Origin of the sequence: Caenibius tardaugens NBRC 16725 (genome assembly GCF_003860345.1) — a bacterium.
In the GTDB taxonomy this organism is placed as follows: Bacteria; Pseudomonadota; Alphaproteobacteria; order Sphingomonadales; family Sphingomonadaceae; genus Caenibius; species Caenibius tardaugens.
Map to the genome: position 1 here is coordinate 481,761 of NZ_CP034179.1, position 13,840 is coordinate 495,600.

Sequence of the window (13,840 nt, forward strand, 5' to 3'; positions counted from 1 at the left end):
CCCATGGCAGTCCTTTCGCTCGATCACGTGAACATCCGCACGCCTGATGTAATGGGTACAGCGACCTTCTTCTGCGACCTCCTCGGTCTCAGAAAAGGGATCGCGCCCGGCGCACCCTCGATCGAAACGGGCTGCTGGATCTACGACCCCGAAGACCGGCCCATCATTCATATAGGGCCGGTCGACGCTGCCTATCCCAGTGACAGGTTGATACCTTTCACCCCTGCCCATGGCAGCGGGTCCGTCCATCACGTCGCGCTGGAGTGCGACGATCACGCCGGCATTCTCGGCCGGCTGGAAGCATCCGGTCTGGACTATGCGCTCAGCGATATTCCCCAGATCGGTCTGCGTCAGATCTTTGTGCAGGAAGTGAACGGAATCCTGCTCGAACTCAATTTCAGAGGCACCTGAATGCTTGGCCCCAACGATCTTACCATTGCCGCGCCGCCCTTCGGCCACATTCCTCTGCTTGACCGCCTGCCCGCATTTCAGGCCGCCGGGTTCAAGGGCATCGCCGTGATGCCGACCGATATCTGGACGCTCGAAGAACAGGGCATGGCTGCTGCGGAAATCGCACAGCGCGTGGCCGATCATGGCCTCGTGATCAACGAAGTCGATTGCACCGCCTGCTGGCTCCCCGCCCAACGGGCCAAGGCCGGGACAGACGAACTGGGTGAACTCGTCCTAACGCTGACTGCGGAACGCGTCGTGGCCACCGCCGCCCGCATCGGCGCGCGCTCCGTCCAGGCGGTCGAGATCAGCAATATTACCGTTGATCCCGATGAAGCGATCGAAGCCTTCGGCGCCCTCTGCGATATGGCCGCCGAACACGGGCTGAAAGCGCATATCGAATTCCTGCCCACCGGCGGCATTCCCGATCTGACCAGCGCATGGCGCATCGTGGAGGGCGCAAACCGTCCCAACGGCGGACTGACGATCGACAGCTGGCACTTCTTCCGCAGCGGATCGACACTGGATCAGCTCGCACAGATTCCGGGCGACCGCATCTTTTCCGTACAGATCAACGATGCCCCGGCGCAGCCGAAGGCCGATCTGTGGGAAGAATTGATGACCGGCCGCCTGCTTCCGGGCGAAGGCGATCTCGATCTGATCGGCCTGATCCGCACGCTCGATGCCATCGGGGCCAGCACCCCCTTCTCGGTGGAAGTCTTCTCCGAAAAACTCAATTCCCAACCTCTGGCCGAAACCGCCCTCGCCATGGCGCAAACGGGCGCGGCCATCATCCGTCAAGCAAGGACCCCTTCATGACCACACAAGGTACTCAACCCGGCGCAGTCGTCGTCGGTACGGGCTTCGGCCTGTTCACCCACGTTCGTGCACTACGTGAGGCAGGTTTTGAAGTGCGCGCCATCATTGGCCGTAACCTCGAAAAGACCAGGGAACGCGCCGCGCCGCTGAACATTCCGGTGGCGTCGAACGATCTGGAAGCCGTGCTGGCAGCCGACCCCGCGATTGTGCTGGTGACAGTCGCCACCCCGCCGCACGCGCACTATACCCCCGTGATGCAGGCGATCGCTGCAGGCCGCAATGTGATGTCGGAAAAGCCTTTCGCCAAGGATCTGGCGCAGGCGCGCGAAATGCTGGATGCCGCCGAAAAGGCCGGCGTGGTGCACGCGCTGGGTGCGGAATTCCGCTTCGACAGCGCGCAGGCGCTGCTACGCCGTGTGGTACAGGACGGCCTGATCGGTGAACCGATCATGTTCCACCGCATGTACCAGCAACCCGGCGGCGATCCGAACGAAGAACTGGCCGACTGGTGGACCGATGCCAATCAGGGCGGCGGTTTTCTCGGTGCGTTCGGCACGCACATGATCGATCAGGTGCTGTCCACGCTCGGCCCGATCAAGGCTGTCAGCGCCATCCTGCGCAAGCTCAGCCCCGGCCGTCCGCACCAGACCTCCGACGATTACTACACCATGCAGTTTGAAACCGAGAGCGGCTGCATGGGCCTGATCGAAGCGGCGCTGGGTTTCCCCGGCCCCTTCGTGATGACCACCAAGGTTGCCGGGACCAAGGGTGCCGCATGGGTCCAGTCGGGCGCTGTGTTCGGCGATCCCGAAGAAGTCTGGGTGCAGGACGAAAAGGGCGAACGCCGCCAGATCGCAATGCCCGCAGAACTGGTCAACGCGGCCCCCACGCCATTCCCGATCGACGATCTGATCCAGACCGAAATGGACCGCTGGCACACGCAGGGCTTCGACGTGGCGCCCTATGCCAAGCTGTTCGGCCAGATAAAGGCCCGGATCGAAAACAAGCCTGCGCCGTTGCCCGAACCGGCGGGCGATTTCCACGATGCCGCCGCAGGGCAGGCCGTTCTTGATGCAGCGCGCCGTTCGGCAGCCGAACGTCGCTGGGTAGAGGTAGAAAAAGCATGAGCAAGGTCACATTCGATTATTCCGGCGCCCACGTTCTGGTCACCGGCGGCACCAGCGGGATCGGCGCGGCCACGGCTGCTGCCTATCGCGATGCCGGGGCGGACGTCACGATCACTGGCACGCGCGGCGGCGCTGGCGATTATGACGCAGACCTGTCGGGCTATCGCTATCTCCAGATGGATATCGAAAAGGGCGAAAGCATCGATGCCGTGGCCGCCGCGCTACCGCGTCTCGACATCCTGATCAACAATGCCGGTATGGCGTTGCCCAGCCTTGGGCTGGACGAATACGAACCGGAAATCTTCGAACGCGCGGTCAACATGCTGCTGGTGGGTGCGTTCCGCATGGCCCGTCGCAGCCGCGATCTGCTGGCCGCCAGCACGCTTGAAGGCGGCGCATCGGTGATCGGTATCGCATCGATGTCATCCTACTTCGGCATTCCGATCGTGCCTGGTTATGGTTCGGCCAAGACTGGTCTGCTCGGCCTGACACGCGCGCTCGCCGCAGAATGGGGCAAGCTGGGAATTCGCGTGAACGCGGTGGCCGCTGGCCTGACCGAGAGCAAGATGACCGCTGGCACATTCGCGCAGGACGCATGGACTGCCCCGACACTGGCCCGCACGCCCGCTGGCCGTCTGGGTACACCCGAAGACATCGCCCAGCCGATCCTGTTCCTGACCAGCCCCGGTGCGGGCTGGATCACGGGCCAGACGCTGCCGATTGACGGCGGCTACACGGTGTCCGGCTAATGACCGTGCTGGTCGAGCGGTATGGGCCATGGGCCCTGATCGCTGGCGGTTCGGAGGGCGTGGGCGCAAGCCTCGCCCGCCAACTCGCCACAGAGGGGTTCAACCTCGTGCTCCTCGCCCGGAAACAGGAACCGCTGGACACGCTGGCGGCTGAAATCCGGGCGCTGGGGCGCGATGTACGCACGCTCTCGCTCGACCTTGCCCGCCCCGATGCCCTGAACGAGGCGCGCAAGCTGACGGACGATATCGCCGTCGGCCTGCTGGTCTTCATGGCCGGGGCCGGGCACCGGATCGCCCCTTTCCACGATTATCCGCTGGAAGAATGGGCGACCACGCTGAATTGCAACGTGACCGGGCAAGCCAGCTTTGCCCATCATTACGGCGGCCTGATGAAACAGCGCGGCAAAGGCGGGATCGTGCTGGTCGCGTCGATGGCGGGCATGGCTGGCAGCGGCAGCATGGCAATCTACACGGCAGCCAAGGCCTTCAGCATCACATTTGCCGAAGCGTTGTGGTACGAATTGAAGCCTTTTGGCGTCGATGCCCTGTCACTGGTGCTGGGGGCCACGAAAACCCCGGCCATGGCGCGCACCGGCCTGAAAATGGATCACCCCGATTTCCCTGCCGCAGATCCGGATGATGTGGCCGCAGAATGCCTCGCCCATCTGGCCGACGGGCCCGTATGGTTTGCATCGGGCACGGCAGCCTCTGCCGCGCATATCCGCGCCATGCCGATCCGCGATGCCGTGGTGCAAATGTCGCAAGCAACGGCGAGCATGGCCCCGGAAGCGTGATGCAGAACGGCGGCCAATCTGGCCGCCGTTGCATGATACCCGTCAGACCTGTTCGGGCCGCATGATGATATCGGTACCGCCATCGATGAAGATCAACTGGCCAACCATATAGTGGTTGGTGAAGCCGAGCAGGAACACCAACAGTTCCGCGATTTCTTCCGGCTGGGCATAGCCTTCCACCGCCATTGGGTTCGACTTCTTGATCATTTCGACCATTTCGGGTTGTTTGAGCATCGGCGCGGTCATTGCTGTTTCCACGACCCCCGGCCCCACACCGTTCAGCAGAATGCCCGAACCGGCCCATTCCCGGCTGCCAGCGGTGCGGCGCAACCACTTCGAAATAGCACGCTTCGAATCCGGATAGACCGAACGCGGAGCGTCTCCGGCAATCGCCAGCGCAGCGGCTTCATCACCGGCAAGACAGGTTTCGACAAGCAGATCATTGCCCGGGAGAATGGCAGCCGTGGAACAGATTACCACGGCCCGCGGGCGTGCGGACTTGAGCAAGAGGGGGCGTAGCCCCTCAAGCGTCGCCACCGCACCGAAATAGTTCACCGCAACCGTTTCGCGCGGCATATCCGCGCGCGACAGCCCCGCCCCCGCCAGCACCGCATCCAGCCCGTTGGGCGCCAGCCGTTCCGCTTCGCGCAGCATCGTCGCCCGCCCTTCCCCGGTCGACAGATCGGCAATGATATCGGCATCCCGGATATCGACAGAAATCACCGTGTCACCCGCCGCACGGCAAAGCTCGGCAGTCGCCTTGCAAATGCCGGATGCCGCACCGGTGATGAGAATCGTGCGCGCCATTGATCATCCTCATTATGATTAAACGCGGCTTTGGTACGGTTGCGCAACGGGATCGACAAGCGATTCAAGCGCCCCCAACAGAGCCGGATCGGACAAAAAAAGCCCGGAATACTCCCGGCCATGCAAATTCATGAACGAAAGTAAAAAATTGTACATGCGGCTGGACCGATGGGATCGAACACGCTCTATTGCAGCGCAATCATAGAGAAAATCGGGAGAACCATGTGAACGGTGCGGATTCGTCCGAAGACGGTGAACGCCACTCTGGCGTTTATGCAGTCTACATTCTTGTCCTTCTGCTTGCGATCAACACGTTCAGCTATGCTGATCGTTTCGTCTTCTCGATCCTGATTCCCGACATCAAGGAAGCGTTCGGCGCCAGCGATTCAACCCTGGGCCTGCTGGGTGGCCCCGCCTTCATGATCAGTTTTGTCCTGTTCACCCTGCCCCTTGCGCGACTGGGCGACAGATGGTCGCGGCGCGGGGTCGTCGCGATTTCGGCCACTGTGTGGAGCTTTGCCAGCGCGGCCTGCGGTATAGTCGGCAGTATCGCCCAGATGAGCATTGCCCGGGTAATGGTCGGCGTTGGCGAAGCCGGGGCCATGCCTTCTTCGCAGGCGATGGTTTCCGGCTTGTTCAGTGAACGCCGCCGGTCAACCGCACTGGGTATTCTTTCAGCCGCATCTCAGTTAGGTGTGGTCACCGGGCTTGCCGGGGGCGCGGCCATCGCGGCAATCTGGGGCTGGAAAATGGCGTTTATCGCCCTGTCGCTGCCCGGCATCGCGCTGGGCCTGCTGATCTGGCTGACCGGACCGAAGCAGGCACCCGTCACCCCGGCTGTGACAACGGGTGGCGACACCTCGATGTGGCAATCGGTCAAACTGTTCCTCGGCACCCCGTCCCTGCGCAACATCGCGCTGGGCGTGGGGATCTTCAACATCTTCGGTTACGCTGGGATCACCTGGCTGCCCGCCTATTTCACCCGTTCACATGGGCTCACGGTTCTCGAAACCGGAACATGGCTGGGCATGGGTTCGGCCATCGGCGGCGTGTTGGGCGCGGTGACCAGCGGCATGCTGGTCGACAAATTGCGCCATCGCGATGAAGCCTGGCAATTGCGCATCCCCGCCATCGGCCTGTTTGGTTCGGTACCCCTGCTGGCGGCCATGTTCCTTCTGCCCGGCGGCGCCGAGGTGCGATTTGGCAATTTCCACGTCCCGGGCGTGGTTATGCTGCTGCTGCTGACGAGCTATCTCGGCGCCTTGTGGACCGCGCCGGCCTATGGCGCCATCGCCCGGCTTATTCCAGCCCGTGAACGCGCGCAGGCGGTCGGGGTCTTCGTGGTGATCCTCAACCTCATCGGCAGCGTGCTCGGCCCGCCGCTGGCGGGGCTGGCGAGCGACATCCTCACGCCCATGTTTGCTCACGATTCCATGCGCTACAGCCTGCTTTCGCTCACCGTTCTGGTTTTCGTCGGCGCCATCTTCGCGCTGTTCGCGGCACGGTCATTCAAGGCCGATCTTGCACGCGCGCAGGGATAAACCATGGTACTGCGCGACCCCGGTGGTCGCGCAGCCATCCCCTTTTCGCGCGCCTCCCCCCAAATGGAAAAAATTCGCCATCTGGCCGCGCATTTATGCACTTGAACCGGGCGGCGCGCGCTATACTGACTCTACCCCTTGTTTTGCGTAGCGAGACTCGTCTAACTGCACGCGAACCTGTTATTCCCGGGAGAGAAAAATGCGTTTTCATTACGCCGAAAGCATGACCGCCGTCGCAAATTACGTTCCACTCGCGCAAGCAGCGGAGGCGAATGGTTATGCGGGTTATGTGATCCCCGACAGCCTGATCTACCCCAAGGCATCGGATACGCAGTATTCCTATACCAAAGACGGTGGCCGGGAGTTTCTCGAAAACAAGCCATTTGTGGAAAGCTTCATTCTGGCAACCGCCATTGGCATTGCGACCTCGAAGCTCGAAATGACGACCAATGTCGTCAAGCTGCCGGTTCGCCCGCCGCTCTATTCGGCCAAGCTGGTCTCCTCGATCGCGGCGCTGACCAACAACCGTTTCAACTTCGGCGTCGGTCTCAGCGTGTGGCCGGAAGACTATGCCGCAATGGGCGTGGATTTCGCCAAGCGCGGCAAGCGGTTCGATGAATGCATCGAAATCGTGCGCGGCCTCTGCGCGGGCGGCTATTTCGAATTCCATGGGGAATTCTATGATCTCGATCCGGTCAAGCTGAACCCGGTACCGACCAAGCCGCTGCCGATCCTGATCGGCGGTTTCTCCGACGCTGCCCTGAAGCGCGCTGCCCGCCACGATGGCTTCATGCATGCGGGCAATGGCACGCGTGAGGAAATGGCCGCCATGTTCGCCAAGATTCAGGACTATCGCGTCGAAGCAGGCACGCAGGACAAACCCTATCGCATCTTTGCCACGGCGATGGGTGAAATGACGCTGGATGCGGTCAAGCGCAACCAGGACATCGGCATCACCGACATGCCGATCGCGTTCCGCAACCTCTATGCCGTGGAAGAAGACACCCAGCCGCTGCAGCAGAAGATCGACGATCTTACACGTTTCGCCGATCAGGTGATTGCGAAGCTCTGACCGGTGATGACCGTCAGCGGAATGCACGAAGCCGAATTGCGGCGCATCGCAGCGGAACAACCGCTCGATGCGCTGATGGCGCGCGCCGCAGCCCTGCGCGATCAGGGCTTTGGCGCGCTTGTCACCTATTCGCGCAAGGTGTTCATTCCGCTGACTCATATGTGCCGCGATGTCTGTTCCTATTGCACGTTCGCAAAGCCCCCGAAAAAGGGCGAACGGAACTATCTGACACCGGATGAGGTGCTGGCTATCGCCCGCGCGGGCGAAACTGCCGGGTGCCGCGAGGCCCTGTTCACTCTGGGGGACAAGCCCGAACTGCGATACCGCGCCGCTCGGGAAGAACTGGCCGATCTCGGCTATGCCAGCACGATCGAATATCTCGCCGCGATGTGCCGTCTGGTGGTGGAAGAAACCAGTCTGTTTCCCCACGCCAATCCCGGGGTGATGACCCGTGCGGAGCTTGCCTCGCTGCGCCCGCTGTCGATCTCGCAAGGGATCATGCTGGAAAGCACGGCCCAGCACTTGTGCGCACGCGGCGGCCCGCACTTTGGCTCGCCCGACAAAGATCCCGCTGTCCGCCTGCAATGCATCCGCGATGCCGGGGAAGAACAGATCCCCTTCACCAGCGGCATTCTGATCGGCATTGGCGAAACGCGGGAAGAACGGATCGATGCCCTGATCGCGCTGCGCGATCTGCACGACCAGTATGGCCATATTCAGGAAATTATCGTCCAGAATTTCCGCGCCAAGGCGGATACACGGATGGCCTTCGCCGATGAACCGGATCGGGAAGAGCTGCTGTGGACCATCGCGGTCGCGCGGTTGTGCTTTGGCCCGGCGATGACGATCCAGGCCCCGCCCAATCTGGCAGGCAGCGGCTTTGGCGAACTCCTTGCCGCGGGGATCAACGACTGGGGCGGGGTCTCCCCTGTCACCCCCGATCACGTCAATCCCGAAGCGCCATGGCCCGCAATCGCCCGGCTCGAAGCGGAAACCGCCGCACATGGCGGCATTCTGGCCGAACGGCTGGCCGTGCATCCTTCCCACCTGCTCGATCTTGATCGCTGGCAGGATGTCAGCCTTCACCGCCCCTTGCGTGAAACGATGGATACGCAAGGCCTGCCGCGCGTCGATGGCTGGCGAGTGGGCGGCGCAGAACAAGCGCCCGAATTGACCTTGATGCCCGGTACAATCCGCGACCCGCGCATCGCTGCTGCGCTGGATGCGGTCATCACCGGCAAGACGCTGGACGAGGCAGCCGTTGTCGCGCTGCTTTCCGCGCGCGGGCAGGATTTCGATACGGTTTGCACTTATGCCAACCGGTTGCGGCAGGAGACGGCGGGCGACACCGTGCGCTTCGTCGTCAATCGCAATATCAACTACACCAATATCTGCTTCCACAAATGTGCGTTCTGCGCCTTTTCCAAAGGCAAGCTGGCGGCCGAACTGCGCGGCCCGGCCTATGATCTCGATCTGGACGAAGTCACGCGCCGCACGGCGGAGGCATGGGCGCGCGGGGCCACCGAAGTCTGCATGCAGGGCGGCATTCACCCGCACTACACCGGGCAGACCTATCTCGATCTTCTCGCCGCCGCCAAGGCGGGCGCGCCCGATGTCCATGTCCATGCCTTTTCCCCGCTGGAAGTGCGCCATGGCGCGGATTCGCTGGGCGTCAGCCTGACCGAATTCCTCACCATGCTGCGCGATGCGGGGCTTGGCAGCCTGCCCGGCACGGCCGCCGAAATCCTCGACGATGAAGTGCGCGAGGTGCTCTGCCCTGAAAAGCTGACAACCGGCGAATGGTTCGAAGTGATCGAGGCCGCGCACACAGTCGGCCTGCGCACCACCGCCACGATCATGTATGGCCATATCGAACGGCCCGAACATCAGGCCCGGCACCTGTTGCGCATTCGCGCCCTGCAGGAACGCACGGGCGGGTTTACCGAATTCGTGCCCCTGCCCTTCGTCGCGATGGAAGCGCCGATCTATCTCAAGGGTGGCGCCCGCCCCGGCCCGACATTCCGTGAGGCGGTGTTGCTTCATGCCGTGGCCCGTATCGTGCTGCATCCGGTGATCACCAATATTCAGGTGTCGTGGGTGAAAATGGGCGAAACCGGGGTGCGCGCGGCGCTGGCCGCCGGGGTCAGCGATCTGGGCGGCACGCTGATGAATGAGAGCATTTCGCGCGCGGCAGGCGCCGAACATGGGCAGGAATGGTCGCCCGAAGTGATGGAACGCGTCATTTCCGATGCAGGCCGGGTTCCCGCACAGCGCAGTACGCTCTATGGCGCGGTACCCGATGAACGGATTGCCACGGGGCGTCAGGCGCAACCGCTTACCCCCATGATACAAACCGCCCCGCACAAGCGGCGGAACAACGGAAAACTGGAAGGATCACTGGTTCAACATGGCTGATAACAAGGCAGTAATCGCGGTATTGGGTGGCACCGGGCACGAAGGCGCTGGCCTTGCCGCGCGTTGGGCCAAAGCTGGCTATCGCGTCGTCATCGGATCGCGCGATGCGGGCCGTGCGGCCGATGCGGCGGCAGAAATGGCGGCGAAGACGGGCGGCGATGTGCGCGGCCTTGCCAATGCCGATGCCGCTGCCGCTGGTGAAATCGTGGTTCTGGCGGTGCCCTATGCCGGGCAGAAGGCGCTGGCCAACGACGTGCGCGCCCAGCTTGAAGGCAAGATCCTGATCGATGTTACCGTGCCGCTGGTGCCACCCAAGGTCGCCCGCGTGCAACTGCCCGAAGGCGGCTCCGCAGTCGAAGCGCTGCAGAAGGATCTGGGCGAAGGCGTCCGCGTGGTGGCCGCGTTCCAGAACGTGTCCGCGCATCAGCTCGCCGATCTCGATGCCGAAGTGAACTGCGACGTTCTGGTTGCGGGCGATGATATCGAAGCACGCGAAACCGTGGTGCAACTGGCCCGTGCGATCGGCATCACCGCGCTCCACGCGGGGCCGCTCGCCAATTCGGCCGCTGCCGAAGCGCTGACATCGGTCCTGATCGCGATCAACAAGCGGTACAAGGTGGCGGACGGCGCAGGCATCCGCATCACCGGCATCCCGGATCTGGCGTGACCGCCCGTCGCCTGACAGCTGTCGGGCTGGACCAGATCGGCGATATCGCCGCCGGGGATGATCTGGCGGCGGTGCTGCTCGATGCGCTGGCTGCAGCGGGGGAAAACCTGCAACCGGGCGATGTGATCGCGCTGGCGCAGAAGATCGTGTCCAAGGCCGAAGGGCGCGCCGTGCGCCTGTCGGATGTCACCCCTTCCCCCCGGGCGCTGGAACTGGCCACGGTGACCGGCAAGGACCCGCGCCTGTGCGAACTCCTGCTCGGTGAAACAGAGCTGGTGTTGCGCCAGCGTGAAGGACTGGTCGTGGTGGAGGATACACGCGGCATGGTTCTGGCCAATGCCGGGATCGATGCCTCCAACGTCACCGCCGATGGCGACAGTGTGCTGCTGCTGCCCGAAGACCCGGATGCCAGCGCCCGCGCCCTGCGCAATGCGCTGGAACAGCGCACCGGCGTGGCGCCTGCCGTGGTGATTATCGACAGCATCGGCCGTGCCTGGCGGCAGGGAACGGTGGGCACTGCCATCGGGGTTGCCGGAATGCCCGCGCTGCTCGATCTGCGGGGCAAGCCGGATATGCACGGTCGCCTGCTGGAAACCAGCGAACTGGGGCTGGCCGACGAAGTGGCCGCCGCCGCCTCGCTGCTGATGGGACAAGCCGACGAACGTTGCCCGGCAGTACTGCTGCGCGGCCTCGATCTGGCGGGCGATGGCACGGCGCGCGATCTGCTGCGCCCGCGCGACAGGGACATGTTCCGATGACAATCCGAGTGCTTGCCCTGTGTGGCGGGATCGGCGGGGCCAAACTGGCGCTCGGCCTCAGCCATATCCTTCCGCCAGACGATCTGGCGATTCTCGTCAATACGGGCGATGATTTCGAGCATCTCGGCCTGACGATATCGCCCGATGTCGACACGGTTACCTATACGCTGGCAGGCCTCAACAACACCGAACTCGGCTGGGGCCTTGCCGGAGAGAGCTGGGCCTTCATGGACCAGCTCCGCAAGCTGGGCGGCGAAGGCTGGTTCAATCTGGGCGACCGCGATCTGGCGTTGCATATCGAACGGACCCAGCGGTTGCATGCGGGCGAAAGTCTGTCCGCGATCACGGCCGATGTTGCGGCCAGACTGGGCGTGGCTCCACGCCTCTTGCCGATGTCCGACGATCCGGTGCGCACCGTGCTGGACACCGATGAAGGCACGCTGGAATTCCAGCACTACTTCGTTGGCAGGCAGGCACAACCCGCCGTCAGCGCGATTGCCTATCGCGGCGCGGATACTGCCCGCCCCAATCCGGCCGCGCTTGCCGCGCTGGCCGATCCCGCGCTGGAGGCAGTGATCATCTGCCCGTCGAACCCGTGGTTGAGTATTGCGCCCCTGCTGGCCATGCCCGCCTTGCGCCATGCGCTGGAACAGACCGCAGCCCCGGTCATCGCCATATCCCCGATCGTGGGCGGCAAGGCGATCAAGGGGCCCACGGCCAAGCTGATGGGCGAACTGGGCCTGCCTGTCACCGCCCACACAGTCGCCCGGTTCTATGCCGGACTGGCCAGTGCCTATGTCCTTGACGAGGCAGACAGTGATCTTGCCGACGATATCAAGGCGCTCGGCCTCGCGGTTGATGTCCAGCCCACCGTGATGACCGACCTTGCCTCGAAAACGGCGCTGGCCGGGCAAGTCCTCGATTTCGCGGAACGTCTGCGCCACACCCGCGCCTGAAGAACCATGCTCTGGACCCTGATCCCGGCCAAATCGTTCCACCAGTCCAAACGCCGTCTGGCCGCCCTGTTCGACGCGGAAGAACGCGCCGCAATCAGCACCGCGCTGCTTGCCCGCACAGTGCGTGTGGCGAAGACTGCCCTTGCGGACAGCGCGATTGTGGTCGTCGCGTCGGGCGATGATGTGGCCGATGTGGCCCATGCCGCAGGCGCCGACCGGGTGATCATGCCCCGTGCGGAAGGGCTGAACCCGCAACTGGCCGAAGCCGCGCTGCACGTGCCCGAAGGCGCCGATCTGCTGATCCTCCATGCGGATCTGCCCCTGCTCACCCCGCAGGATCTTGCCGCACTGGTCGCAACGCCGGGGCCGGTCGTGCTGGCACCCGATCATCGCGGCGAAGGCACCAATGCCCTGTTGCAGCGCGCGGCCGACCGCTTCTTCGCCTTTGGCGTGGGCAGTTGCGCCCGCCATCGGGAAGAAGCCGCGCGGCAGGGCCTGCAAGCTGTGCTCTGCGCGCGGCCAGGCCTTGCCCGCGATCTGGATGAGGCGGACGACTGGGCGGCGGTCGAAGCGGCCCTGGGTCACGGCACGCCGCTGTCCGCCGCGGACCTGATCGAGCGGCTGAAGCGCCCGATCTGACTCTCCGCCGGTTGACACAGAACGGCGCCGAAACGCATATGCCGCCTCTGCAAATCCCCGCATAATACTCTGAATTTACGACAGTATTAAATAGGATGCGAAAGGCATTGTGTGACTTTCCGCGACGGTATCATGCTACCGCCACCCCCGGTCAGGGCAAAGCAGATCGGAAGGGTCTGGGGTGGCGCAGCGGGGCATCCCGCTGTGCAAGCCAGATTTTAGCGAAGTAGGAAAGGCCTACCCGACAGGCGGATCGGCACGCGCCACGTCTTAAACGAACGATCCCTTGCGCATAACCGCATAGGAATCCTCCGTCCCTTCCAGCAGGCGATTGGTGCGTCTTTCGATCCGCCAGCCGCCAAATGTGGCATCGTCCGTGCGCACCAGATGCCAATGGTTGATCGCCGCGCGATAGAGGAACCATTCCCCGTCGCGACGTCGGGCAACGTAGGAATAGGCCAGCGCCTCGGCCCGGTCGCCCTGCAGCGTGATACGCGGCGGCGCGGTCAGGTGCGAGCAGCCATCGGCAATCAGCCCCTGATGTTCCGGCCCTTCATAGGCGGCGATGAGCCCATCCGGTGCCGTTGCCACGGCCCCGCCCGAATAATCATAGAGACCGCTATCGATCCACATCGCCGCCGCCGCCTCGCTCTGCCCGCTATCGACCAGTGGCCCATAGCTGGCCAGCAAGCGCATGATCGCCAGTTCGTCTTCCGCCGCATGCAAACGCGTTTCCAGCGCCGCCAACCGTTCCTCAACCGTCATTGAAACCCTTCTCCCGGCGGATTCCGGCCCGCCTGCATGACACCGTCAGCCGCCAAACAGTGATCCGCGTTTCTGACCGAGACCCCTTGCCAAGGGAAGCGCAATTTGCGCGTAAACCCGAAAAGGTAAAAATTTGAATCCAAAAAACCTTTATAAAACCGCAAGATGACATTCACACCTGCGCCAATATCGGCATTTTGGTTAACCACATCCCGCAACCTCACATTTGCCCGCATGCGTCAATCTACAGGGCATGCAAGTGGAAATCCGCCTTGTGCCCG

The 13,840-nt window shown here is 63.3% G+C and carries 15 protein-coding genes; 12 read left to right on the top strand and 3 right to left on the bottom strand.

Features of this window, described 5'->3' with window-relative positions:
• Positions 1 to 3 precede the first annotated feature (3 nt).
• The 5 genes from EGO55_RS02425 to EGO55_RS02445 are packed head-to-tail and all read left to right on the top strand — an operon-like array spanning position 4 to position 3,939.
• On the top strand, positions 4 to 411 hold the full coding sequence (locus EGO55_RS02425; protein ID WP_021689399.1) for a VOC family protein: 408 nt from the start codon (positions 4 to 6) through the stop codon (positions 409 to 411).
• Positions 412 to 1,269 carry a sugar phosphate isomerase/epimerase family protein gene (locus EGO55_RS02430; protein ID WP_021689400.1) on the top strand — a complete coding sequence of 286 codons (858 nt, stop codon included), beginning with the start codon at positions 412 to 414 and terminating at the stop codon, positions 1,267 to 1,269. It abuts the gene before it with no gap.
• A complete protein-coding gene (locus EGO55_RS02435; RefSeq protein ID WP_021689401.1) occupies positions 1,266 to 2,396 on the top strand; it encodes a Gfo/Idh/MocA family protein in 1,131 nt (376 codons plus the stop codon). The genes EGO55_RS02430 and EGO55_RS02435 overlap by 4 nt, the downstream gene beginning before the upstream one ends.
• Entirely contained in the window at positions 2,393 to 3,145 is a 753-nt protein-coding gene (locus EGO55_RS02440) for an SDR family NAD(P)-dependent oxidoreductase (RefSeq protein ID WP_021689402.1), read from the top strand. Before EGO55_RS02435 ends, EGO55_RS02440 begins: the two co-directional genes overlap by 4 nt.
• Entirely contained in the window at positions 3,145 to 3,939 is a 795-nt protein-coding gene (locus EGO55_RS02445; RefSeq protein WP_021689403.1) for an SDR family NAD(P)-dependent oxidoreductase, read from the top strand. Before EGO55_RS02440 ends, EGO55_RS02445 begins: the two co-directional genes overlap by 1 nt.
• Positions 3,940 to 3,981: 42 nt before the next feature.
• Here EGO55_RS02445 and EGO55_RS02450 read toward each other — a convergent pair whose 3' ends face one another.
• The gene (locus EGO55_RS02450; protein ID WP_021689404.1) at positions 3,982 to 4,746 is read right to left on the bottom strand and encodes an SDR family oxidoreductase; all 765 of its coding nucleotides are present in this window, start codon (positions 4,744 to 4,746) and stop codon (positions 3,982 to 3,984) included.
• 224 nt (positions 4,747 to 4,970) lie between these two features.
• Between EGO55_RS02450 and EGO55_RS02455 the strand changes: the two genes are divergently transcribed.
• The 7 genes from EGO55_RS02455 (at position 4,971) to cofC (ending at position 12,794) form a co-directional block, all read left to right on the top strand.
• A complete protein-coding gene (locus EGO55_RS02455; protein WP_021689405.1) occupies positions 4,971 to 6,287 on the top strand; it encodes a spinster family MFS transporter in 1,317 nt (438 codons plus the stop codon).
• Between the two features lie 199 nt (positions 6,288 to 6,486).
• A complete protein-coding gene (locus EGO55_RS02460; RefSeq protein ID WP_021689406.1) occupies positions 6,487 to 7,359 on the top strand; it encodes an LLM class flavin-dependent oxidoreductase in 873 nt (290 codons plus the stop codon).
• A 6-nt stretch (positions 7,360 to 7,365) separates the two neighbouring features.
• Positions 7,366 to 9,774, top strand: a complete 2,409-nt coding sequence (cofH, locus tag EGO55_RS02465; RefSeq protein ID WP_124916675.1) for a 5-amino-6-(D-ribitylamino)uracil--L-tyrosine 4-hydroxyphenyl transferase CofH — start codon at positions 7,366 to 7,368, stop codon at positions 9,772 to 9,774.
• The gene (gene npdG / locus EGO55_RS02470; RefSeq protein ID WP_021689408.1) at positions 9,767 to 10,441 is read left to right on the top strand and encodes an NADPH-dependent F420 reductase; all 675 of its coding nucleotides are present in this window, start codon (positions 9,767 to 9,769) and stop codon (positions 10,439 to 10,441) included. The genes cofH and npdG overlap by 8 nt, the downstream gene beginning before the upstream one ends.
• A complete protein-coding gene (gene cofE, locus EGO55_RS02475) occupies positions 10,438 to 11,199 on the top strand; it encodes a coenzyme F420-0:L-glutamate ligase (protein WP_021689409.1) in 762 nt (253 codons plus the stop codon). Before npdG ends, cofE begins: the two co-directional genes overlap by 4 nt.
• Positions 11,196 to 12,155 (top strand): 2-phospho-L-lactate transferase, encoded by a 960-nt coding sequence (gene cofD, locus EGO55_RS02480; protein ID WP_021689410.1) that lies wholly within the window; start codon positions 11,196 to 11,198, stop codon positions 12,153 to 12,155. Before cofE ends, cofD begins: the two co-directional genes overlap by 4 nt.
• A gap of 6 nt (positions 12,156 to 12,161) precedes the next feature.
• Positions 12,162 to 12,794, top strand: coding sequence for a 2-phospho-L-lactate guanylyltransferase (cofC, locus tag EGO55_RS02485; protein ID WP_021689411.1), 633 nt, complete (start codon positions 12,162 to 12,164; stop codon positions 12,792 to 12,794).
• 270 nt (positions 12,795 to 13,064) lie between these two features.
• On the opposite strand, the gene EGO55_RS02490 is transcribed toward cofC, so the two are convergent.
• Together EGO55_RS02490 and EGO55_RS02495 are read right to left on the bottom strand one after the other, a co-directional pair.
• Positions 13,065 to 13,559, bottom strand: coding sequence for a nuclear transport factor 2 family protein (locus EGO55_RS02490; protein ID WP_021689412.1), 495 nt, complete (start codon positions 13,557 to 13,559; stop codon positions 13,065 to 13,067).
• Positions 13,556 to 13,795 (bottom strand): hypothetical protein, encoded by a 240-nt coding sequence (locus EGO55_RS02495; RefSeq protein WP_124916676.1) that lies wholly within the window; start codon positions 13,793 to 13,795, stop codon positions 13,556 to 13,558. Before EGO55_RS02495 ends, EGO55_RS02490 begins: the two co-directional genes overlap by 4 nt.
• Between the last annotated feature and the right edge of the window lie 45 nt (positions 13,796 to 13,840).